Consider the following 21,625-nt stretch of genomic DNA (forward strand, 5'->3'; position numbering starts at 1 on the left):
CACCAGAGAAACGGGAGCTTCTAACGTGTCAATTCATTTCAAGACGGGGATTGTTGCCCTTGCCTTGCTCGGCTCGACCGCGCTTGGCGCCATGACCGCGCATGCGGCCGACCAGGAAATCAGCTGGATCTATTGCGGCGACACCATGGATCCGGTCCATGAGAAGTACATCAAGCAGTGGGAAGAAAAGAACCCAGGCTGGAAGGTTACGCCGGAAGTTGTCGGTTGGGCGCAGTGCCAGGACAAGGCGACGACGCTTGCCGTGGCCGGTACGCCGGTCGCTATGGCCTATGTCGGCTCGCGCACGCTGAAGGAATTTGCCCAGAACGATCTGATCGTCCCGGTGCCGATGACCGAAGACGAGAAGAAGAGCTATTACCCGCATATCGCCGATACAGTCACGTTCGATGACAATCAATGGGGCGTTCCGGTCGCCTTCTCGACCAAGGCACTTTACTGGAACAAGGACCTGTTCAAGCAGGCTGGCCTCGATCCCGAAACGCCGCCGAAGACCTGGGCCGAAGAGATCGCCTTCGCCAAGCAGATCAAGGAAAAGACCGGCATTGCTGGCTACGGCCTCCCTGCCAAGACGTTTGACAACACCATGCATCAATTCATGCATTGGGTTTACACCAACAACGGCAAGGTCATCGATGGTGACAAGATCGTCATCGACAGCCCGGAGGTTCTCGCAGCTCTCCAGGCTTACAAGGACATCACACCTTATTCGGTTGAAGGCGCCACCGCTTACGAGCAGAACGAAATGCGCGCCATCTTCCTCGACGGCAAGGTCGGCATGCTCCAGTCCGGCTCCGGTGCGGCTGTCCGTCTGAAGGACACCAAGGTCAATTGGGGCGTCGCTCCGCTGCCGCTTGGCCCGGCTGCAAAGGGTGAAGGCACTCTGCTGATCACCGACAGCCTGGCGATCTTCAAGGGCTCCGGCGTCGAGGAGAAGGCCACGGAATTTGCCAAGTTCATCACATCGCCCGGCCCGCAGGGTGAGTACGAGCTGCAGGGCGGTGCCGGCCTGACGCCACTGCGTCCGTCGCCGATGGTCGATGAATTCGTCAAGAAGGATCCCTACTGGAAGCCGTTCATCGACGGTATCACCTATGGCGGTCCGGAGCCGTTGTTCACGGATTACAAGGGCTTCCAGAACGTGATGATCGAAATGGTCCAGGCCGTCGTCACCGGCAAGGCCGAACCGGCGGATGCCCTGAAGAAGGCTGCCGCCGATCTCGAGCAGTACAAATAAGACCATCGGACCGCGAACCATCAGATTGGTTCGCGGTCCATTCCTTTTCTGCTACGAACGGGCGGCTTTCCGCCGGCGGCCGGAGACAGTTTCTTGGGACAGCTCAATCTCAACAAGGTTCACAAATTCTACGGGACGTTCGAAGTGCTGAAAGGCATCGACCTGGAGGTCCGCAACGGCGAATTTGTCGTTTTCGTCGGACCGTCCGGGTGTGGCAAGTCGACATTGCTGCGCATGATAGCCGGTCTTGATGAGACCAGTTCCGGCGACATCATGATCGATGGCAAGCGCGTCAACGACCTGCCACCCGTCAAGCGCGGTATCGCCATGGTCTTCCAGAGCTACGCGCTCTATCCGCACATGACCGTGTTCGAAAACATCGCCTTTCCGCTGCGCGTCGAAAAGATGCAGGAAGACAAGCTGAAGGCAAAGGTCGAGAACGCCGCACGCATTCTCCATCTCGATCAGCGGCTCCAGCAGAAGCCTGGGCTGCTGTCCGGCGGCCAGCGCCAGCGTGTTGCGATTGGCCGTGCAATCGTGCGGGAACCGAAGATTTTCCTGTTCGACGAGCCGCTATCCAACCTCGATGCGGCGCTCCGCGCCGATATGCGGATCGAACTGGCCAAGCTGCACAAGCAGTTGAAGGCGACGATGATCTACGTCACGCACGACCAGGTTGAGGCGATGACGATGGCGGACCGGATCGTCGTCCTCAATGCCGGGGAGATTTCGCAGATCGGTGCTCCGCTTGAGCTCTATCACAAGCCGTCCAACATGTTCGTCGCCGGGTTCATCGGCAATCCGCGCATGAATATGCTGCCCGTCACCTGCAAGGCAGTCAGTGATGCCGGCGTCGAGATCGAATTCAAGGGGCAAACGGCAACGATCCCCGTGGCGGGTCGCTCCGATCTTGTCGGCCAGCCGCTGACATTGGGTATCCGGCCGGAACATATTCAGTTCGGCAAGGCGGATTTGTCGATGAACTTGACGCCGTCGGTCATCGAGCGGCTGGGGGCACAGACTGTCGCTTATGCCGCGCTTGATGGTGAGAGCGAGAATTTCTGCGCGATGCTGCCGGGCAGCGCCCCAATCCGCACCGATGAGACGGTTTCAATCGGCATTCAGGCCGCCGATTGCCATCTGTTCGACGCATCCGGCATCGCGTTGGAACGCCGGGTAGAACTGACCGACATCGATGTCGGCCTGTTGAAAATCGCTGGCGGCTGATGGTGCGAAAAGCGGCTGTATTCCATTGAATGCAAAAAGGGACGCAGATGATGCGTCCCCTTTATTCTTTTGGCGGTTCGTGGCGGAAAGCCCTGACCGGTCAATTCAGGCTGCGCCTTGTTCCAGATTGTGTGGGTTTTCCACCATGGGCCAGATGTCACGCGGCGCCCGGCGATAGGGCGTGCGCGCCGGATTGTTCGGGTAGGGGGTCCCTGCCGAGCAATAGAGAATCTCTGCTGCGATCAGCGCGAAGGAAGCATAGAAATGGTTGGTCGACTTGATGACCAGCACCTTCTTTCCAGCCGGGTCGATGCCCATCACCGAGAACAGGCTCGGGTCAAAGCTCTGTGCCCGGGTAGAGTTGAGGATGACGTCTATGCCATCGAGGTGGATGTGTGCGGCGTCGCCAAAGGGGGCATAGCTCTCGCCGAAACGCATTTCGGCGTTGCGCACCAGTTTGACGATCTTGACGATGCCATCGATGGGATTTCCGGTTCCCGGTGCCGATTTTGCCCCGAAACGAAGCTGGATTTCAGCTCCTTCTCCGGCAGCCATGCAAATCTGCACGGCCATCGGATCCCAGATCGTGCCGACTGCGGTGTCTTTGGCGCCCTGGGCCAAAAGCTCGGCAAGAAGTACCGTCGCATCGCCCGCCGTGCCACCGCCAGGATTGTCCCAGACATCGGCGATCACCACCGGTCCGGCCGTTGCGGCGAGCGCAAGGGAAACGGCCTGTTTCTCGTCAATCTGCGGCATGATGAACGTGCCACGCTTGGCGAAAAGTTCAAGACCCAGTTCGCGGGCGAGGGTTGCGCCTTTTTCCGGCTTACCGTCGGTAACGACGAGCAATTTCGTGCCCATTTCCGGCACGTCTCCGGCCATGAAACCGTGGATCACAGAGATTGACAGGATGTCCGGGTCTTCCGCTTCCATCCGCATGATCTTGTCGACGAACGACCGCATCGGATCACGCGATGTCGGGTAGACGTCGATCATCCGGCAATCGAACACCGACATCACCGGTTTGATACGGCCGGCCAGCGTATCGAGCGCAATACGCCAAAGATCTTCGGCGCGATCGACAAAATCCGTATGCGGGAATTCCTTGAAATAGACGAAGAAATCCGCAGCCATACGGCGCTTCACCGTCAGATGGCTGTGCGGATCAAGTTCGGCGCAGACAAGGATTTCCGGACCGACAATCTCACGGACGCGGGCGAGGAAATCGCCCTCTGTATCTTCATAGCCATCGGCGACCATCGCGCCGTGCAGGCCGAGCACAACGGCATCCACCGGCAGTGCCGCCCGCAATTGATCGAGGATTTCGTCGCGCAGGCTCTCATAGGTCAGGCGATTGACGAGACCAGCCGGATCAGCCCAGGTGGCCGTTCCTTCGATCAACTCAAAGCCCTTTTCCGCAGCGAGCCTACGACCGACCGTGATCGGTGCCGAACACAGCGTCGGTGTTTCCGGGTGTTCGCCCGGCGGGGCATAGAGCGACGCCTCGAAAGCACGGCGATCAACGCAGATCGGTGAGAATGTATTGGTCTCGGTCGCCAGGACGGCGGTGAAAATGCGCAATGCCTTCGCCTCGTTCTACTCTTTTAGGCCGCACCCATCGGATTGGGCAGATATCCGGTGAAGCCGCAGATCTTCCAATGTCCATGATGCAGGCGGCAGTAATAGAGTGTCTGCCACTTGAGAATATCGACGCTCCCATCCGATTTTTTCAGGCTGCCATCAAATTTCTTGCGGACAAGCGCCATATCGCCCTCGATCTCGATGTCCTCGAGCGTCGTGGTGGTGAAAATGGCGTTGCGGGTGTCTTCAGCAAAGGACTGCTGGGCAAAATCCTCTGCCTGGCGCAGCCATTCGTCGCGATAGGCCGTCAGTGATGGAAAGGCTAGGCGCCATTTGTCGGGGCTTACCTCCCGCTTGGCGTCGATACCGATGAAACCTTCCTCGACAAAATCGCCAGCGACTTTTGACCAGTCGGCCGCCAGAAAAGCATCGATGTCACGCTCGACCAGCATCTGCCAGATCGCGTGGCGGGCCACATCAGAAGAAGGGAAAGGATTGCGGAAGGGATCGCGCACGATTGCTCCGTGTATTGAAATTCTTTTCATAAATGGCGTTTTTCTCTGGCCAAATTCTGCTTTCTATGGTCATTTGTCAACGGATCAAGAAAATAATTTGCAAGGACGAGGCGTATGTCCATTACACGTTATGGCACCGTGCAGGCTGGCGCTGGTGGCAAGCCGTTGCCGTTCGCGCGCGCGGTAGAGGCGAATGGCTGGCTGCATGTTTCCGGCCAGGTTGCAATGGAAAATGGCGAAATCATCGAGGGCGGCATTATTCCGCAGACCCACAAGACAATCGCCAATCTGCTGGCCATCCTGAAGGAGGCCAATTACGGACCCGAGCATATCGTTCGCGTCGGCGTCTGGCTGGATGATCCCCGTGATTTCTGGACGTTCAACAAGATTTACCAGGACTATTTCGGCGAACATCCCCCGGCACGGGCCTGCGTTCAGGCATCGATGATGGTCGATTGCAAGGTCGAGATCGACTGCGTCGCCTATAAAGAAAAGACTTCCTAGAGTTCAGGCAATACGGGAACGGGTGGACATCAAGTGAGAATCGTGTGCCGGATCGCAGCATTGCCGCGGTTACAGGAAGCCTCTTTGAGGTGGCCTGGCGATTTCATTGAAAGTGCACTCTGATGGATATTTTCTCGACGCTTCAGGAAGAAAAAGGCCGGCTTTCGCCGGCTGAAGGCCGCATCGCCGAAATATTGCTGACCGACTTCGAATTTGCAGTGAATGCTTCGATCATCGAGCTGGCCGGCAGGGCCGACGTGTCGCCACCGACGGTTACACGCTTCTGTCGCCGTCTCGGTTGCGACAGCTTTTCCGACTTCAAAGTCCAACTGGCGCGCACCGCGTATGTCGGCATGCGTTACCTCAAGCCGGAGCCGAAAAGCCGGGAGCCGGCCGATGTGGCGCAGGATATCATCTCCAAGGCACAGAACGCGCTGTTCATGTTGCATCGCAGCCTCGATCTCGCTGCGATCGAGCAGGCCACCGAAAAGCTGGCCGGCGCCAATATGATCTATGCGTTCGGCTCCGGTGGCAATTCATCGATGATCGCCAGCGAATTGCAAAACCGCCTGTTTCGTCTCGGGCTGCGCATCACCGCAAGCTCCGATCACAGCATGCAGATGATGATGGCGGCGGCGGCCCGGCCGGGTGACGTCGTCATCGGGTCGTCTTTTTCCGGGCGCAATGCCGAACTGGTCCGGTCCTTCATGCTCGCCCGCGACCAGAAAGTAACGACTATTGCGCTGACGCAGAGCGGTAGTCCGGTTGCCCGTGCTGCCGATATCACGGTACCGGTCGATCTGCCGGAAGGGACGAATATCTATCGCCCGACCTCAACCCGCATCGCCTATGTCGCGCTCCTCGATATCCTGGCCAGCCTGGTTGCCTACAATATTCAGCCACAGGCGACAGTAACGTTGCGGCGCATCAAACAACAGCTTGTCGCCCATCGCGATGGCGACGACCGCCAGCTTCTCGGGGATTGATTTCACCATGCTCACAGGGGACCCGTCATGACTTCATCTGTTGCAATCGTAACGGGGGCGGCAGGCGATATCGGCCGGGCCATCGCCCGCCGTCTTGGTGCAGATCATGATGTCGTGCTGATGCCCGATCTGGACGGTGCCGCCGTCGAGAAGGCGGCAGCGAGCCTTGGTAATCCGGCGAAATTCGTTGCCCTGGTCTGCGATATCACCGATGCGGCAAGCGTTGCAGCGATGGCGGCTCGGGGAGCGGAGCTTGGTACGGTCCGTACACTTGTCAACAATGCCGGTGCCGCCCGCGCTGTCAGCCTGCATGACACGACGCCTGAAATCTGGCGCATGGACAATGCGTTGAACCTTGAGGCGGCCTTCCTCTGCTTTCGTGCGGTCGAGGATGCGTTGAAGCAAAGCCAGGGCTCGGTGATCAACATCGCGTCGGTCAACGGTACCAATGTCTTTGGCCACCCTGCCTATAGCGCCGCCAAGGCTGGCCTTCTGCACCTAACGAAGCTGATTGCCGTCGAATATGGAAAATACGGCATCCGAGCGAACGCGGTGTCGCCGGGAACGGTGCGTACCCAGGCATGGGAGGTCCGCGCGGCCGCCAATCCGAACGTCTTCGAGGACGCACGCCGCTGGTATCCGCTGCAGCGGATCGCCAGCCCGGATGATGTGGCCAATGCCGTCGGCTTCCTCGCCAGTCCGCTGGCCGCGGCAATCTCCGGCGTCTGCCTGCCGGTCGACTGCGGCCTGACCGCAGGACAGGCCGAGCTTGCCCGCACCTTTTCTCAATCCGAAAACTATTAGACATCAGAGGAACGGACATGCAATCGGCGTCCTATCGTCTTGAAAGTGCGTGGCATACCGACGGCGGCCCGCACGGCCGTTTCGTTTTCAGCCTGTTCAACCTGTCGGACACGGCCCTTCAAGACTTTACAATTGTCTATACCTCGCTGACGCGGGTGATCGACAAGAATGCCTGCGAAAATGCAGTCTTCGTCAAGCGCAACGCCAACTACCATGAATTCGCACCAACGGCCGGCTTCATGCTCGCGCCCGGAGCCTCCTGGACTTTCACAGTTGGCGGACTGCACCGCAAAGCCGTGCATTGCACCGATGGCGCGAAATCCGCCTATCTGACGCTGGCGGACGGCCGCCATGTGCCCGTCGCCGTATCCGACCTTCTGCTGGAAGGCCGGACCAGCGAGCCGCCACCGGTGCTGTTGCCGGAAGGCAAGCTTGACCTGCCCTATGCGCTGCAGCCATGGCCGCGCCAGATCGATGTGAAGCCCGGCGATACATTTCCGGTCTGCCTCTATCCCGCGCCCGGCGCATCGGTGGAAGACATCAAGGCAATCGATACCGTGATCGGCCTGTTCCGCCGCCTGTTCGAAGCCGATCATGCGCCACTCAGCTTGGCGGCGAATAGCCAGGGCAGGGTGCTGCATCTGACGCTGGATGCCACTCTCCTGGCAGAAAGCTATGCGTTGTCTTTCTCCTCGGAAGACGTCACGCTCAGCTATGGCGGAGCCGCCGGCCGGCAGTATGGTTTGACGTCGCTTGCGCAGCTTTTGAACGGCGCCCGCCGCGAGCCGGGAAAATTCCGCTTTCCGGTCTCCGGCACGATTTCGGATGAGCCGCGCTACGGATGGCGTGGTTGCCATCTCGACGTTTCGCGGCAGTTTTACCCGGTCGCCGATGTTGCGCGGCTGATCGATATCCTTGCCTGGTTCAAGCTCAACATTTTCCATTGGCACCTGACCGACGACGAAGCTTGGCGGCTGGAGATCAAGGCCTATCCGGAGCTGACAACTGTCGGCGTTGTCCGTAGCCCGGACGGTCCGCTTCTGCCGCAACTCGGCAATGGAGCGGAGCCAGTCGGCGGGTTTTACAGTCAGGATGATGTTCGCACACTCGTTGCGCACGCGCTGACGCTCAATGTGGAGATCATTCCGGAAATAGATGTCCCCGGTCACAATTCGGCGACACTGGTTGCCCTTCGCGATTTGTCCGATGGCCAAGAGGCACCCGAAAGTTATCACTCGGTACAGGGCTATCCGAACAACGCGCTTAATCCGGCCGTACCGTTCACCTATGAGTTTCTCGGGAAAGTCTTCGATGAGATGGTCGAGCTTTTCCCCTCTGCTTACATCCATATCGGCGGCGACGAAGTGGCGAAAGGGGCCTGGCTTGCCTCGCCGCTCGCCCGCAAGCTGATGGAAAAGGAAGGCATTTCAGGCACGTTCGAGCTGCAGTCCTATTTCCTGAGAGAGATCAAGGACATGCTGACAAAGCGCGGCAAGAAGCTTGCCGGGTGGAACGAGGTCGCTCATGGCGGCGGTGTCGACACGGTGGAAACATTGCTGATGGCATGGGAGACGCCTGAAGTCGGCATCGAGCTTGCCCGCGAAGGCTATGACGTGGTGATGACCCCGGGGCAGGCCTATTATCTCGACATGGTGCAGGGTGAGGAATGGCAGGAGCCGGGCGCCAGCTGGGCGGGGACCGTGCCACCCGCTCACACCTACGGCTATGAGGCGGAAGGTGATTTTCCCGAGGAATTGAAAGACCGGATGAAAGGCGTGCAGGCCTGCATCTGGTGCGAGCACTACCTGTCGCGCGGTTATTTCAACCGTCTGGTCTTCCCGCGTCTTCCGGCAATAGCCGAGGCCGCATGGACACCGAAAAATCAGAAGGACTGGTTGCGCTTCGCAGCCATCGTCCCACTCAGTCCAAAACTGTAACAACGGATATCATGGGGAAAACAATGCGCATCGCCGTTGGTGGTATTCATACCGAATGCAGCACCTATTCGCCGGTCCTGATGGCCGCCGAGGATTTCAGGGTGCTGCGCGATGCCGATCTGCTCGGTGCGGAGTATTTCAACTTCCTCGATGCCGGCGGGATCGAGCATGTGCCGCTGCTGCACGCTCGCGCCGTGCCCGGCGGTCCGGTATCGCGCAAGGCCTACGAGGGGTTCAAGGCGGAGTTTCTCGAACGGCTTCAGGCCGCCTTGCCGATCGATGGCCTCTATCTGGCCATGCACGGCGCGATCAATGTCGAGGGCATGGACGACGCCGAGGGCGACTGGATTTCCGCAGCCCGCACCGTCGTCGGGCCGGATTGCCCGGTCGCTGCGAGTTACGATCTGCACGGCAATGTCAGCCAGAGGATCATCGACCAGCTCGATATTTTCGCAGCCTATCGCACTGCCCCGCATATCGACACGCGTGAAACGATGGTTCGGGCCTGGTCGATGCTGGTCGAAACCCTGCGCACGGGCAATCGCCCGGGTGTCGTCTGGGCCAAGGTGCCGGTGCTGTTGCCCGGCGAATGCACCTCGACCGAAGACGAACCCGCCCGATCGATCTATCTTGGCTTGCCTGCATCCGATGCGCAGCCTGGCATTCTCGATACCAATCTGATGATCGGTTATGTCTGGGCCGACGAACCGCGGGCAACGGCCTGCGCCGTCGTGACCGGTATAGACAGGCAGGCCGCATCCAAGGCGGCCGAGGACATCGCGCAACAATACTGGAATGCGCGTGAAAATTTTGGCTTTGGCCCAGTAACGGGGCCGCTGGAGCAGATGCTCGATATCGCGGCATCTGCGGAGACGTCGCCCGTCATTCTCGCCGATTCCGCCGATAACCCGACCGGCGGCGGGGTTGGCGACCGGGCTGATGTGCTGCGTGCGCTGATTGCCCGCAACTGGCAGGGCGCGCTTCTCGCCGGCATCACCGATCGTCCGGCGGTCGAGGCCTGCTTTGCGGCCGGGGAGGGCGCGACGCTTCCTCTCAAGATCGGCGGCAGTCTGGCTCCGGCAAGCGTTCCGGCCGAGGTGACGGCAACAGTGCTTCGCCTCGATGACAGCGGCGCTGCCGCGGATCGTCAGGCCGTCGTCGGTGTTGGCGGCATCAAGATCGTGCTAGCCGCGCGCCGCCGTCCCTATCACAATATCGAGGATTTCCGGCGGCTGGGGCTTGATCCCAAGGCCGTGCGGCTGCTGGTGGTGAAGTCCGGCTATCTGTCGCCGGAACTGGCGCCGATCGCCAATCCCAACCTGATGGCGCTAACCGATGGCGTCGTCAATCAGGATATCGCCAATCTGACAAGTCATCGCAGGGCAAGGCCCATCTTTCCCTTCGACCGAGACTTCGACTATGCCCCCGCGGCCGTGCTGTCGGCCCGCTGGCGGGAATGATGACGGTTTAACGCGCTCGGCACTTCTATTTTCCGTCCGGATGTCCGGCCGCTCTTTGACCTCCTTTCCGGTGCTCTCATCATGACATCAACGCTGCCGATCGCCTTCCGCCACCCCGTGGTCCGGCTGAGCATGATCGCGATCTTCCTGTTCGGCTTTACGGGAGCCGCGACAGGGCCCTATCAGTCGGTGATCGGCATCACTGAGCTTGGTTTGAGCAACGGTTTCTATTCGATCCTGATTTTCGTCGCGGCAGCCGTCAACGTCATCGTCAGCCTCTGGGTCGGCGTTCTCGCCGATCGTATCGGCAATTACCGGGTTCTGCTGATGACAGTCATATCGTTCGGCGTGTTCGGTTATGGCCTTGTCTACGCGGTTCCGGTTCCTGCCAGCTTTGTCCTCTGCACGCTGGTCATGCTGCCGGTCTATAACTCGATGACATCGCTGCTCTTTGCCAAAGTGCGCTCCATCGCCAATGCCGAGGGCGGACGCGATGCGGCGGCGATCAACTCCAGTGTCCGTGCCGCGATCTCGGTTGCCTGGGTTCTGGTTCCGGGCCTGGTGGCGCTGGTTCTGGTTGGACGCGGCAGCATGCTGCCCGCCTATCTGCTCGCCTGCCTCGGCTGTATCGCCAATCTGGCTTTGATCTTCTTCAAGTTGCCCACTTCAGAGGGGCCCCCTCCGGCAAAAAGCCATCGCCATTCCTATTTAGCATCCTTCGGCGAAGTCTTCGCACCCAGCGTCTTCGGCCGCCTGATGGCGATCTCGCTGATCACGTCTACCCTGCATGTCAACACCGCAGTCCAGCCGCTGATTATCACCGGCGCTGCGCGTGGGACCGTGACGGACATCGGCGTGATTGTCGGCATCGTCGCCTTTCTCGAAGTTGTGTTCATTTTCGTCTGGGCGCGCATGCAGTTGCGCGCGGTGACGGCGCTTGCTATCAGCACAGGACTTTATGCTGTCTACCTCACTCTGCTCGGGCTTTCCTCGGCTCCGTGGCATGTCTATGCCCTGACCCTGCTCAGCGCCTTTGCCGCTGCTGCCCTCATCAGTATCCCGATCACCTATATCCAGGACCTCATTGCCGACCGTCCGGGCCTCGGCAGCTCGCTGATCTCGGTAAACCTGTTCCTGAGCGGCGGGTTGAGCGCCATCCTGTTTGCGATCGGTACCCGATTCAGCGATTATTCAGGCACCTCGATCCTCGGTGCCTTCGCCGGCCTGATCGGCCTTGGCCTGATGCTCTATCTGGATGTTCGCGGGCAAGGCGCAAGCGATAACCAAAGGTGAGACAGGAGGCGGCCTCGCCGCCTCCTGTCGTTGAAATCAGCGCCCTTTGACGCGCAAAGGCTTGGAGTTCACCGGTGCCGGGAACTGCCGGACGTAGAAATCCGGGACATTATCATCCAGCACCAATGGTTCCGACACCTTGCTGCCGTCGTGCCGGACAAGCTGGAAGGCGTGCCGTGGCGCCCACATGGCCGCGCTGTGGTTGGCAGGGGTGACCAGCTTCGTGGTGATAGTCTGGCTGCGGAAACTGCCGATCTGGGTGGCACTTTGATAGCCGAACTTGTAGGAAAGCGTGCCAGTCACCTTACTGCTGGCCACGCCGGCCTTGACGCCGCTCTCGTAGCTGACGCTGATACCCACCTCATGACTGAACGTGTCGGTCTGCTGCTGGGATACACCAGCCTCAACCTTCACTTCGATTTCGTGCGGCGTTTCCAATCCATTGTCGTCGAATGCGGCGAGTTCGAAGTTGACCCATCGCTCCAGCACATAGAAGGGTGAGTTTGCGACCTTCCACGCCACGTCATAGTGAGAATCGACAATCGCAGTAAACGGAAGCGTCACCTTCCGGTCCCAAACCGGGGTCGATTCAGCTTCCGGCTTGGCCCGGCTCGGAAGGGATGGAACTGGCGGGGTTCCCGCATATTCCGTTGGCGGATTGAGCTTCAGAACTTTGACCAACGGAGATGGCCTGTCGTGGCTGCGGACACCAAAAAAGGTGTTCGGAGCAATCAGAATGTGCGTTTCGCTGATGAACCCGCCCATCGGGGAAACGGTCCAGGCGCTGAAATCATCGTCGGACCCGGTGCCCGCATCGTCCCAAATCCACTCGTCGACAACACCATCTCCGACCAGATCGGCACGTACGCACCAAACATCGTCCAGCGACGGTTTACCATGCGTCGTCACGAACACATCGCCCAGTGCACAATAGCCATCCGGTGGAACCGGCCGCCAGCATGCGCCGTCCTCGTCCGCGCCGGAGCCTGCGTCGTCCCAGACCCACTCATAGTCCGTTGGCGCCCGAACAGCGTCTGGGTCGCTGTCGCTGGCAGCTATGCACAATGCCCAATAGCGATTGTTTGGACCATCATATCCCTTGACGCCGATGCTGCCGAGAGACCGGAAGCCTTCCGCAGGCGCGCGTGGTTTGTAGAACCCGACATCGTAATCGCCACCGCTGCCGGCGTCGTTCCAGCGATAATCAAAGATATCGGTGAACATCAGCTTCAGCGAACCGAAGGTGACGGGTTCAGTCGTCTGCACGGCATGCGTCGTCTGGACCGACTGTAAAATTACACTCGACATTGCAACCTCCAATAGAATTTATATAAATAACATAGGTTGCATAGCCCAAATAAATACAACTTAAAAGGTCCGTTTTTGGGCTATTCTTAATGGCCCTTTCCCTGCGCCAAACGCCCGATAGCTGGTTGCCTATCAACAGGACCGCTTCCTCATGGCGCGCCGCCCCAGCATATCGTCGCGTCCACCTGATAGTGCAGCAAGGAAGCCTTTTGCTTTCCCCGCGCCCAGGCGCTACCCATCGGAAAGGCAATCCCGATTTCGCGTTGAAGAGGCATGGGTGATGATCAATTTTCGGCAGTTGGAAGTGCTCAAGACCCTGCTTGCGACGGGATCGACGATCGCGACGGCGAAAAGCATGGGACTAAGCCAGTCCGGCGTCAGCCGGCTACTGGCACAGCTCGAATCCGACCTGTCGCTCAATCTGTTCGCCCGCGACAAGGGGCGGTTGATCCCGACGCCGGAGGCGACCATTCTTGCCCGCGACGCTGAGAACATCCTGCTTGGCCTCAACCGTTTCTCAGGCCTCGCCGAAGATTTGCGCAGTGGTGCTGCTGGACCTGAGGTCGTGCGCATCGGGCTGCCAAGCAGCATGTGGGAGGACTTCGCCCCGGCAATGCTGACGGATTATGCAAGGGAATTCCCCAGCGTCCGCATCGAGACCTTTTTTGAAACGACGACGGCGATCACCCGGCTGGTGGAGCAGCGGGTCATCGATTTCGGCTTCCTGCGCTACGAGGGAGAGGTGGGGCCGGCCATTGAAATGGAGCCGGTGGCAAGCGGCGTCAGCGTCTGCGTCATCCCGGAAAGTCATGCGCTCGCAGAGCTACAGCAGATTACCCCGAAGGACCTGCGCAACATTCCGCTGATCCTGATCGGTCGCCAGCGGCCGACGCGCATGCTGCTCGATCAGACGTTCAAGCGGGCAGGGGTAAAACAGAACGTCAAGATCGAGACCCATACCAACAGCTCGGCCTGCGCCTATGCCGCCCACGGTCTCGGCATCGGCATCATCAGCAGCTTTTACGCCAATCTCTACCGGCACCTGCGAATCGTCCAGCGTCCGTTCATTCCTGTGTCCACGCAGGAATTCGGGCTTGCGAAACCGGCAAGCGTGCCGCCGTCGCTTGCTGCGCAGGCGTTGATGGATGCACTCAAGCGTCAGATCGCGCTATCGCAGCAACCGCGCTAACTGGTTTTGGTGCTTGCACTTTTTGAATATCCACCGCCAGGCAGGCCGGTCCACATCCGCATAGGGATATGACAAAATCGCATAATATTGCGCATATTTGTCAAAACCATCATAGTCCTGCCACAAACAAGCCGGCCAACGGCAGACTTCCCGCTTCCAATCGTGTTCAGGGGAACCGATGCTCCGATTTATTCTCAATCGCCTGTTTATGGCGTTGCCAACAGTTGTGATCGTCTCGATCACGGTGTTCGCACTCATCCGCTTCATTCCCGGCGACCCGGCAGCTTTGATGCTGGGTGACATGGCTGAGCCCGCACAGATCGCTGAAATGCGTTCTGAACTCGGCCTCGACAAGTCGATGCCGGAACAATTCCTGATCTGGGGCGGCAACGTACTGACCGGCGACTTTGGCAAGTCGATCGTCACCGGTGAGCCGGTGCTGAAACTGGTGGTCTCACATTTTGCCGTCAGCGCCCAGATCGTGCTTGTCGCCGTATTCCTGGCCAGTCTGATCGCCGTTCCGGCCGGCGTCATTGCCGCCTGGCGGCAGAACAGCCTGACCGACCTTGCGCTCGTCGGTACTGCCACAGTGCTGTTGTCAATCCCGACATTCTGGCTCGGCTTGCTGCTGCTCCTGTTCTTCGGCCTGAAGCTCGGTTGGCTACCGGTGCTCGGCTATGTCTCGATCGGCGACAATCTCGTCGGTGGGCTGCTGTATCTCGTCCTGCCGATCATGACGCTGGTCATCCATGAGATGGGCGTGCTGATCCGCATGGCGCGCGCTTCGACGCTTGAAGTGCTCCGGCTCGATTACATCACGCATGCACGGGCAAAGGGTCTGTCTGAAAGCGCCGTCCTCTGGAAGCATGCCTTCAAGAACGCCTTCGGACCAACCTGGACGATGATCGGCCTGATCCTCGGCAACCTTTTGGGTGGCATCGCCGTCATCGAAACGGTCTTCACCATTCCCGGTCTCGGCCGGCTGATGGTCGATGCCATCTTCCAGCGTGATTATCCCGTCATTCAGGGCTGCCTGCTGTTCGTGGCGTTGTCCTATGTGCTCGTCAACCTGATCGTCGACCTGCTCTATCCTCTCTTTGATCCGCGTGTGGTGGCCGAATGAAAAACTATACGTTTAACGGCCTCATCGGCGGTGTCCTGATCGCTCTTCTGCTTGCCGTCGCACTCCTCGGTCTCTTCTGGACGCCGTACGACCCGATGAAGCTCAGCTTCACCGCCCGCCTGGCAGCGCCAAGCGCCGAACATTGGCTCGGAACCGACGAGTTCGGCCGCGATGTCTTGAGCCGTATCATCGTCGGCGCCCGTGCCAGCGTCTGGATCGGTTTCCTCACGGTCTCGCTCGCAGCAATCGCCGGGACGCTGATCGGACTGGTCAGCGGTTATGCACGCGGCTGGGTCGATGCGGTGATCATGGCAATCAACAATGCGCTGCTGGCCTTTCCAGGCATCCTTCTGGCGCTCGGTCTGCTCGCCGTATTCGGCGCGAACCAGTACGGCATCATCTTTGCACTCGGTATCGCCTATACGCCGTCGATGGCCCGTGTGGTCCGCGGCGCCGTGCTGTCGCTGCGCGAACGCGAATTCATCGAAGCCTCAAAGATTATGGGCAACAGCGAGCTGTTCACGATGATGCGCCATATCCTGCCGAACTGCCTGGCGCCGATCACCGTTCTTGCCACCTCGATGTTTGGCTGGGCGATCCTTTCGGAGAGTGCTTTGAGTTTTCTCGGCCTCGGCGTACCGCCACCGGCACCCACCTGGGGCAACATGCTGGCGGCAGGCCGGCCATTCATCGAGCAGGCCGTCTGGCTTGGCCTCTTCCCCGGTCTCTGCATCGCGCTGACACTGCTTGGCATCAACCTTCTCGGTGACGCGCTCCGCGACAAACTCGATCCCCGCATGCGAGGTCTGAAATGACACAGGAAAGACTTCTCAGCGTGCGCGATCTGTCCCTCCAGGTCGTCCATCGCGGCGTCGAGGTGGTGAAGAAAGTCAGCTTCGACATCGAGCCGGGCGAAATCTTCGGCATCGTCGGCGAAAGCGGCTCCGGCAAGTCGCTGGCGACCCGCGCAATCATCTCGCTCCTGCCTCCGGCCATCAAGGTGACGGGCGGGCAGGTAACCTTCAGGGGCCGCGACGTGCTGTCGATGAGCGAAGCCGGGTTGCGCGAATTGCGCGGTGGTGAAATCGGTCTGGTCTTCCAGGAGCCGATGACCTCGCTCAACCCGTCGATGACCATCGGCCGGCAGTTGGAGGAGGGGCTCGTGCTCCACACCAACATGACACCCGCCACGCGGCGCGAGCGCATCCTTGCCATGCTTCAGCGCGTTGGAATCCGCGATCCAGAAGGCGCGCTGTCCGCCTATCCGCACGAGTTCTCCGGCGGCATGCGCCAGCGCATCATGCTTGCTTCCGTCATGTTGCTGAAGCCGGCGCTTTTGATCGCCGACGAGCCGACAACAGCACTCGACGCGGTCATCCAGCGCGACGTCATGGAACTGATGGTCGAGCTGACCAAGGCCGAGGGTACAGCAGTTCTCCTGATCAGCCATGACCTGCCAATGGTGGCACGTTACACCAGCCGCATCGTCGTGATGGAAAAAGGATCTCTGGTCGAGCAGGGGACGACCGAACAGATCCTCGAAAAGCCGCAGCATCCCTATACGCGCAAGCTGCTCTCGTCGCTGCCGATCCGGGGCGACGTTCGCCCTATTGATACCGTCTCCGCACCGATGATCTCGGCGCGCAACATCGTGGTCGATTATCCCGGCCGCAAATCGCTGTTCAAGAAGGCCGTGCCAAAGCGGGCGCTGCACGGCGTCAGCGTCGATATTCATGCAGGCGAGGTGGTCGCGCTGGTTGGCGGTTCCGGTTCCGGCAAGACCACGCTTGGCCGCACCATCGCCGGGCTGGTCAACCAGAGTTCGGGCGACATTCTGTTTCAGGGCCGCGAACGGTCTGCCGACTGGCGGGATTACCGCCTGAATTGCCAAATGGTTTTCCAGGATCCCTATTCGTCGCTCGATCCGCGTATGACCATCCTTTCCCTGGTCGAAGAAGCTCTGCGGCTGGTGCCCAATATCGACCGGGCCGCAAAAAAGAAGCGTGCATATGAAACGCTGGAGGAAGTCGGGCTCGGCACTGAATACGCCCTGCGCTATCCGCACGAACTGTCCGGCGGCCAGCGCCAGCGCGTCGCAATCGCCCGCGCCATTGCCCGGCGGCCGAAATTCCTGATCGCCGACGAGCCGGTCTCCGCGCTCGACGTCACTGTCCGAGCGCAGGTGCTGACGCTCTTTTCCGATCTGCAGAAGCGCTACGGCTTCTCCTGCCTGTTCATCAGCCACGATCTCGGTGTCGTCGAGCAGGTGGCCGATCGTGTCATCGTCATGCAGGACGGCCGGATCATCGAGCAGGGCGATCGCAACACGATCTTCGACAAGCCGAAGGAGGCGTATACCCGCCGTCTGCTTTCGGCCATCCCCGCGCTCGATCTGAACGAAAATGGCGGGGTCAAACTGAAATGGCGTCTGGAGGCCTGAGATGAACACGATGACGACTTCGAGCAAGACGGCCGGCCGGCTGAACGCGATCTGCGATGCGCAGCCCTTCGTCACCCGCTACTCTGTCCGCAACCTGTTGACCGGTGAAACCTTTGGCCGCGGCGCGGACGAAGAGACCCCGTCGGCCAGCACGCGAAAAACCTCGATCATGATGGCGGCGCTGAAGGCTGTTGGCGAGGGCCGCCTCGATCTCAACGAACAGATCGTCTACGAGGAGCGCTTCGCTGAAGAAGTGGCAAGCGGCATCTTCCGTTACCTGACGCCGGGCATCGTCATTTCGCTGCGCGACGCGATCACCGGCATGATGGTGCTGAGCGACAATGTCTGCACCAAGATGGTGTTCGAGCGGCTGACGCTGGAAGAGGTCGATCTCTATTGCAAGACGATCGGCATGAGCGGCACCCATCACCGATTCCTGATCCCGCCTTTGGCGCTGTCGCCAGACCACGCGCTCGGTGCTGTGACGACAACAACGGCAAACGACCAGGTCATGCTCTTGCAGACCATTCTTGATGCGCAGACCTCAAGCGCCGCCGCTGCCAAGCTCGGTTGCCCGATGGAGCTTTGCCAATATGCCCTGCAGACGCTGAAGAACCAGGTCCTGCGCTACGGCATTCATTCGCGCCTGCCATTCGAAACCAAGGTGGCAAGCAAGGGCGGACGCGGCAAGCGCGGCCGCATGGATGCAGGCGTCGTCTACCGCGAGGGCGCGCCGTTCTACATCATCGCCGCCTATACGGACCAGGTGCCGCAGGCGATGGAGGACGGGACGCCGGGCTACACGATGTCACTTGAAACCATCGGCAGGCTGTCGCGCGCCTGCTGGGACGAATTCCAGTCATAACCAACCAAAAAAGAGGGTAGAACAATGAAGACAATTCTCCTGGCCAGCACCATGCTGGCAGCACTTGCCGGCACCGCCGCCGCCCGCGATATCGTCGTGGCGCAAAGCTCCGACCTGCGCAGCAACAATCCCGGCGTCAACCGCGACGGCAATACCGACAGCATCATCCTTCATATCGTTGAAGGCCTGGTCGGTTATGCCAACAATGGTGAAGTCAAGCCGCTTCTGGCCGAAAGCGTCGACATGGCGCCGGATGGCCTGAGCTACACCTTCAAGCTGCGTGCTGACGTGAAGTTTCACAACGGCAAGTCCCTGACGGCCGAAGATGTCGTCTGGAACTGGAACCGCTACATGGATCCGGCGACCAAATGGACCTGCCTCAAGGATTTCGACGGCAATGGCGCGGTGCACGTCACCGGTATCAAGGCTGCCGACGCCGCGACGGTAACCATGACGCTCGAAAAGCCGTCCGCCGTTTTCCTCGGCCTGATGTCGCGCCCGGAATGTGGCTATACCGGCATCATTTCACCGGATTCGGTGGCTGCCGGCGGTACGTTCGACAAGCCGATCGGAACCGGTCCATTCCAGTGGGACGAATGGAAGAAGGGCGAATACGTTCATCTGGCCAAGTATGACGGTTATGTCTCGCCGAAAAACGACGGAAAGCCGGATGGCATGGTCGGTTCGAAGCGGCCATTGGCCGATGGTGTCAAATTCATGGTCATCCCGGATGCCTCGACCGTCAAGGCAGGCTTGCAATCGGGTGTGCTGGACACGGCTGAAATCTCCCCCGATCTCATCCCGGAATTCAAGGACAGCGAAACCACGCAGCTGATCATTGCCCGCAACAACGGCAAGAACCTGTTCTATATCCAGACCCGCGATCCCATCCTTGGCAAGCCGGCCATCCGCCGCGCCATGGCCCAGGCACTCGACCTCGATCAGCTGGTCGCCGCCGCATCGAACGGCACGGGAGAGGCGAACGGTTCGATGATCTCCTCGGACAGCGTTTATTACAGCGATGTGCAGAAGAAGCGTCTGCCGTATGATCTGGAAGCGGCCAAGAAGGAACTCGACGCCTCCGGCTACAAGGGCGAACCGATCAGCATCATTGCCAACAAACGTGGCAACGTGCCGAGCTTCCCGGCAGCGGTGATGGCGCAGGCGATGCTGCAGCAGATCGGGCTCAACGTTCAGATCGAAGTGATCGATTATGCCACGCAGGTCGATCGCCGCCGCTCCGGCAACTACCAGATCATCTCGCAATCCGTCTCGCCGCGCCTAGACCCGGCGCTGATGTACAGCTTCTACGTTGGCGACAAGGACAAGAATGCTTCATTGATGTGGGACGATCCGAAGGCGCGCGAACTGATGAAGGCAGCCTATGCCGAAATCGACCCGAAAAAGCGTCAGGCGATCTTCGACCAGTTCCATGAACTGATGCTGCAGGAAATGCCCGGTATCTTCCTCTACGACATGGTTGACGTCTGGGGCGCAACCAAGACGCTGAAGGGCCAGCCGGTCTGGCAGTCCAACGCTCGGCTGTGGGAAGTTTCGGTCGACGACTAAGCGTCCATTGCGCCGCCGCGGCGGCGCATCACCTTCTCTATACGATGAACAGAACCGGCGGATTGCGATCCGCCAGACCGGATTTCCGACGCCGGAATTGCGTCGATACGAGGATACCCATGCCCGAAAAGTCTTCCCTGCTCTCCCTGACCACTGCCATCGACGCCATGGCACCGCAGTTTACCGCGCTCAGCGACCAGATCTGGGATTTTGCCGAACTGAAGTTCGATGAGCACCGGTCGTCGGCCCTGCTGATCGGAATGCTGGAGCAGAATGGCTTTACCGTCCGGAAGAACATCGCGGGTATGGAAACGGCGTTCATCGGCGAGTTCGGCAGCGGCAAACCGGTAATTGCCTTTCTCGGCGAGTTCGATGCACTGGCGGGGATGAGCCAGGTGGCAGGCGCCGATGCTCCGCAGCCACTGACAGCCGATGGCACCGGCCATGGCTGTGGCCACAATCTTCTCGGCGCCGGTTCGTTACTCGCAGCGATTTCGCTTGCCAAACACATGGAAGCTGAGAGCCTGCCAGGTACTATCCGCTATTACGGCTGCCCCGGAGAAGAAGGTGGCTCCGGCAAGACCTTCATGGTCCGCGCCGGTGCGTTCGATGATGTCGATGCGGCGCTGACCTGGCATCCAGCCCCGTTCAACGGGGTTCGGTCCACCAACAATCTGGCCGTGCTCGAAACCTATTACCGGTTCAAGGGCGTGGCGGCGCACGCTGCCAACAGCGCCCATCTCGGCCGCTCAGCACTCGATGCCGTCGAACTGATGAATGTCGGCGTCAATTTTCTGCGAGAACACATGCCGCAGGATTGCCGCGTTCACTATGCCATCACCGACGCCGGGGGGCGGGCCGCCAATGTCGTGCAGGCCAAGGCCGAAGTCCTTTACCTGATCCGCGCGCCGGAAATGACGCAGGCGCTCGCCCTTGCCGAGCGGGTCGGCAAAGTCGCGCAAGGTGCTGCCACGATGACCGAAACGGAAGTCGAAGCCGTCTTCGATACTGCTTCGACCAACCTTCTGCCCAATCTGACGCTTGAAAACGCCATCCATGACAACATGGTCGCACTCGGTCCTGTGCCTTTCGACAATGATGACATTGCTTTCGCACGGAAAATCCAGGCCACCTTTACCGATGAAGCGGTCAAAAGCAGCATTCGCCTCTATCAGATCAAGGGCGACGTCTTTTCCAACGACAAGATCGATGGCTCAACGGCACTGCATCTCGGATTGCGCGCCTTCGAAGGCCAATCGCATTTCCGGGCAGGTTCGACCGATGTCGGTGACGTCAGCCGGGTGACACCGACGGCACAGTGCTGGGCACCCGCCTGGGCGATCGGCACCAACCCGCATACCTGGCAGGTGGTGGCGCAGGGCCGTAGCCCGGCCGCCCACAAAGCGATGGTGCACGCCGCAAAGGTGCTGGCGGCGACCGGCCTTGATCTGGCAACATCGGAGGAACTTCGCTTTGAGGCGAAGGCGGAGTGGGAGAGCAAGATGGAAGGTCAGCCGTATGTCTGCCCGATCCCGACGGACGTTAAGCCGGGACAGTATTAAGCCAATC

Annotated in this window: 18 protein-coding genes; 15 read left to right on the forward strand and 3 right to left on the reverse strand. The window is 59.8% G+C overall.

What is annotated here, in order from left to right:
• The first annotated feature begins 25 nt into the window (after positions 1-25).
• Together ASD36_RS24280 and ugpC are read left to right on the forward strand one after the other, a co-directional pair.
• A complete protein-coding gene (locus tag ASD36_RS24280) occupies positions 26-1,255 on the forward strand; it encodes an ABC transporter substrate-binding protein (RefSeq protein ID WP_060502316.1) in 1,230 nt (409 codons plus the stop codon).
• Between the two features lie 93 nt (positions 1,256-1,348).
• Positions 1,349-2,482, forward strand: coding sequence for a sn-glycerol-3-phosphate ABC transporter ATP-binding protein UgpC (gene ugpC, locus ASD36_RS24285; protein WP_060502317.1), 1,134 nt, complete (start codon positions 1,349-1,351; stop codon positions 2,480-2,482).
• 105 nt (positions 2,483-2,587) lie between these two features.
• On the opposite strand, the gene ASD36_RS24290 is transcribed toward ugpC, so the two are convergent.
• Together ASD36_RS24290 and ASD36_RS24295 are read right to left on the reverse strand one after the other, a co-directional pair.
• On the reverse strand, positions 2,588-4,063 hold the full coding sequence (locus tag ASD36_RS24290; RefSeq protein WP_060502318.1) for a M81 family metallopeptidase: 1,476 nt from the start codon (positions 4,061-4,063) through the stop codon (positions 2,588-2,590).
• A gap of 23 nt (positions 4,064-4,086) precedes the next feature.
• The gene (locus tag ASD36_RS24295; protein WP_060502319.1) at positions 4,087-4,578 is read right to left on the reverse strand and encodes a hypothetical protein; all 492 of its coding nucleotides are present in this window, start codon (positions 4,576-4,578) and stop codon (positions 4,087-4,089) included.
• A gap of 114 nt (positions 4,579-4,692) precedes the next feature.
• Between ASD36_RS24295 and ASD36_RS24300 the strand changes: the two genes are divergently transcribed.
• From ASD36_RS24300 to ASD36_RS24325, 6 genes are all read left to right on the forward strand, one after another.
• Positions 4,693-5,082 carry a RidA family protein gene (locus tag ASD36_RS24300; protein WP_060502320.1) on the forward strand — a complete coding sequence of 130 codons (390 nt, stop codon included), beginning with the start codon at positions 4,693-4,695 and terminating at the stop codon, positions 5,080-5,082.
• Between the two features lie 122 nt (positions 5,083-5,204).
• The gene (locus ASD36_RS24305; protein WP_060502321.1) at positions 5,205-6,068 is read left to right on the forward strand and encodes a MurR/RpiR family transcriptional regulator; all 864 of its coding nucleotides are present in this window, start codon (positions 5,205-5,207) and stop codon (positions 6,066-6,068) included.
• Between the two features lie 27 nt (positions 6,069-6,095).
• Positions 6,096-6,872: an SDR family oxidoreductase gene (locus tag ASD36_RS24310; RefSeq protein WP_060502322.1), complete on the forward strand. Its 777-nt coding sequence runs from the start codon at positions 6,096-6,098 to the stop codon at positions 6,870-6,872.
• Between the two features lie 17 nt (positions 6,873-6,889).
• Positions 6,890-8,809 carry a beta-N-acetylhexosaminidase gene (locus ASD36_RS24315; protein WP_060502323.1) on the forward strand — a complete coding sequence of 640 codons (1,920 nt, stop codon included), beginning with the start codon at positions 6,890-6,892 and terminating at the stop codon, positions 8,807-8,809.
• Positions 8,810-8,832: 23 nt separating this feature from the next.
• A complete protein-coding gene (locus ASD36_RS24320) occupies positions 8,833-10,269 on the forward strand; it encodes a M81 family metallopeptidase (RefSeq protein WP_060502324.1) in 1,437 nt (478 codons plus the stop codon).
• 81 nt (positions 10,270-10,350) lie between these two features.
• Complete coding sequence (locus ASD36_RS24325; protein WP_060502325.1) at positions 10,351-11,562, forward strand: MFS transporter; 1,212 nt, start codon at positions 10,351-10,353, stop codon at positions 11,560-11,562.
• A gap of 36 nt (positions 11,563-11,598) precedes the next feature.
• Here ASD36_RS24325 and ASD36_RS24330 read toward each other — a convergent pair whose 3' ends face one another.
• Positions 11,599-12,870, reverse strand: coding sequence for a Vps62-related protein (locus ASD36_RS24330; RefSeq protein ID WP_060502326.1), 1,272 nt, complete (start codon positions 12,868-12,870; stop codon positions 11,599-11,601).
• Between the two features lie 283 nt (positions 12,871-13,153).
• Between ASD36_RS24330 and ASD36_RS24335 the strand changes: the two genes are divergently transcribed.
• The 7 genes from ASD36_RS24335 (at position 13,154) to ASD36_RS24365 (ending at position 21,618) form a co-directional block, all read left to right on the forward strand.
• Entirely contained in the window at positions 13,154-14,059 is a 906-nt protein-coding gene (locus tag ASD36_RS24335) for a LysR family transcriptional regulator (protein ID WP_060502441.1), read from the forward strand.
• 178 nt (positions 14,060-14,237) lie between these two features.
• Positions 14,238-15,182, forward strand: a complete 945-nt coding sequence (locus ASD36_RS24340; protein WP_060502327.1) for an ABC transporter permease — start codon at positions 14,238-14,240, stop codon at positions 15,180-15,182.
• Entirely contained in the window at positions 15,179-15,997 is an 819-nt protein-coding gene (locus ASD36_RS24345; protein WP_060502328.1) for an ABC transporter permease, read from the forward strand. The genes ASD36_RS24340 and ASD36_RS24345 overlap by 4 nt, the downstream gene beginning before the upstream one ends.
• Complete coding sequence (locus ASD36_RS24350; RefSeq protein WP_060502329.1) at positions 15,994-17,622, forward strand: ABC transporter ATP-binding protein; 1,629 nt, start codon at positions 15,994-15,996, stop codon at positions 17,620-17,622. Before ASD36_RS24345 ends, ASD36_RS24350 begins: the two co-directional genes overlap by 4 nt.
• Position 17,623: 1 nt before the next feature.
• Complete coding sequence (locus ASD36_RS24355; protein ID WP_060511929.1) at positions 17,624-18,487, forward strand: serine hydrolase; 864 nt, start codon at positions 17,624-17,626, stop codon at positions 18,485-18,487.
• Positions 18,488-18,511: 24 nt separating this feature from the next.
• On the forward strand, positions 18,512-20,056 hold the full coding sequence (locus ASD36_RS24360) for an ABC transporter substrate-binding protein (protein ID WP_060502331.1): 1,545 nt from the start codon (positions 18,512-18,514) through the stop codon (positions 20,054-20,056).
• Positions 20,057-20,175: 119 nt separating this feature from the next.
• The gene (locus tag ASD36_RS24365; RefSeq protein ID WP_060502332.1) at positions 20,176-21,618 is read left to right on the forward strand and encodes a M20 family metallopeptidase; all 1,443 of its coding nucleotides are present in this window, start codon (positions 20,176-20,178) and stop codon (positions 21,616-21,618) included.
• Positions 21,619-21,625 lie beyond the last annotated feature (7 nt).

The sequence above is a fragment of the Rhizobium sp. Root1334 genome, from assembly GCF_001426665.1.
Taxonomy (GTDB): domain Bacteria; phylum Pseudomonadota; class Alphaproteobacteria; order Rhizobiales; family Rhizobiaceae; genus Pararhizobium.

Bases quoted from the DNA above. Each gene is read 5' to 3' on its own strand.
- ASD36_RS24350 (WP_060502329.1), top strand. From the start codon at position 15,994: ATGACACAGGAAAGACTTCTCAGCGTGCGCGATCTGTCCCTCCAGGTC.
- ASD36_RS24355 (WP_060511929.1), top strand. From the start codon at position 17,624: ATGAACACGATGACGACTTCGAGCAAGACGGCCGGCCGGCTGAACGCG.
- ASD36_RS24360 (WP_060502331.1), top strand. From the start codon at position 18,512: ATGAAGACAATTCTCCTGGCCAGCACCATGCTGGCAGCACTTGCCGGC.
- ASD36_RS24320 (WP_060502324.1), top strand. From the start codon at position 8,833: ATGCGCATCGCCGTTGGTGGTATTCATACCGAATGCAGCACCTATTCG.
- ASD36_RS24340 (WP_060502327.1), top strand. From the start codon at position 14,238: ATGCTCCGATTTATTCTCAATCGCCTGTTTATGGCGTTGCCAACAGTT.
- ASD36_RS24305 (WP_060502321.1), top strand. From the start codon at position 5,205: ATGGATATTTTCTCGACGCTTCAGGAAGAAAAAGGCCGGCTTTCGCCG.
- ASD36_RS24315 (WP_060502323.1), top strand. From the start codon at position 6,890: ATGCAATCGGCGTCCTATCGTCTTGAAAGTGCGTGGCATACCGACGGC.
- ASD36_RS24330 (WP_060502326.1), bottom strand. From the start codon at position 12,870: ATGTCGAGTGTAATTTTACAGTCGGTCCAGACGACGCATGCCGTGCAG.
- ASD36_RS24310 (WP_060502322.1), top strand. From the start codon at position 6,096: ATGACTTCATCTGTTGCAATCGTAACGGGGGCGGCAGGCGATATCGGC.
- ASD36_RS24345 (WP_060502328.1), top strand. From the start codon at position 15,179: ATGAAAAACTATACGTTTAACGGCCTCATCGGCGGTGTCCTGATCGCT.
- ASD36_RS24365 (WP_060502332.1), top strand. From the start codon at position 20,176: ATGCCCGAAAAGTCTTCCCTGCTCTCCCTGACCACTGCCATCGACGCC.
- ASD36_RS24325 (WP_060502325.1), top strand. From the start codon at position 10,351: ATGACATCAACGCTGCCGATCGCCTTCCGCCACCCCGTGGTCCGGCTG.
- ASD36_RS24300 (WP_060502320.1), top strand. From the start codon at position 4,693: ATGTCCATTACACGTTATGGCACCGTGCAGGCTGGCGCTGGTGGCAAG.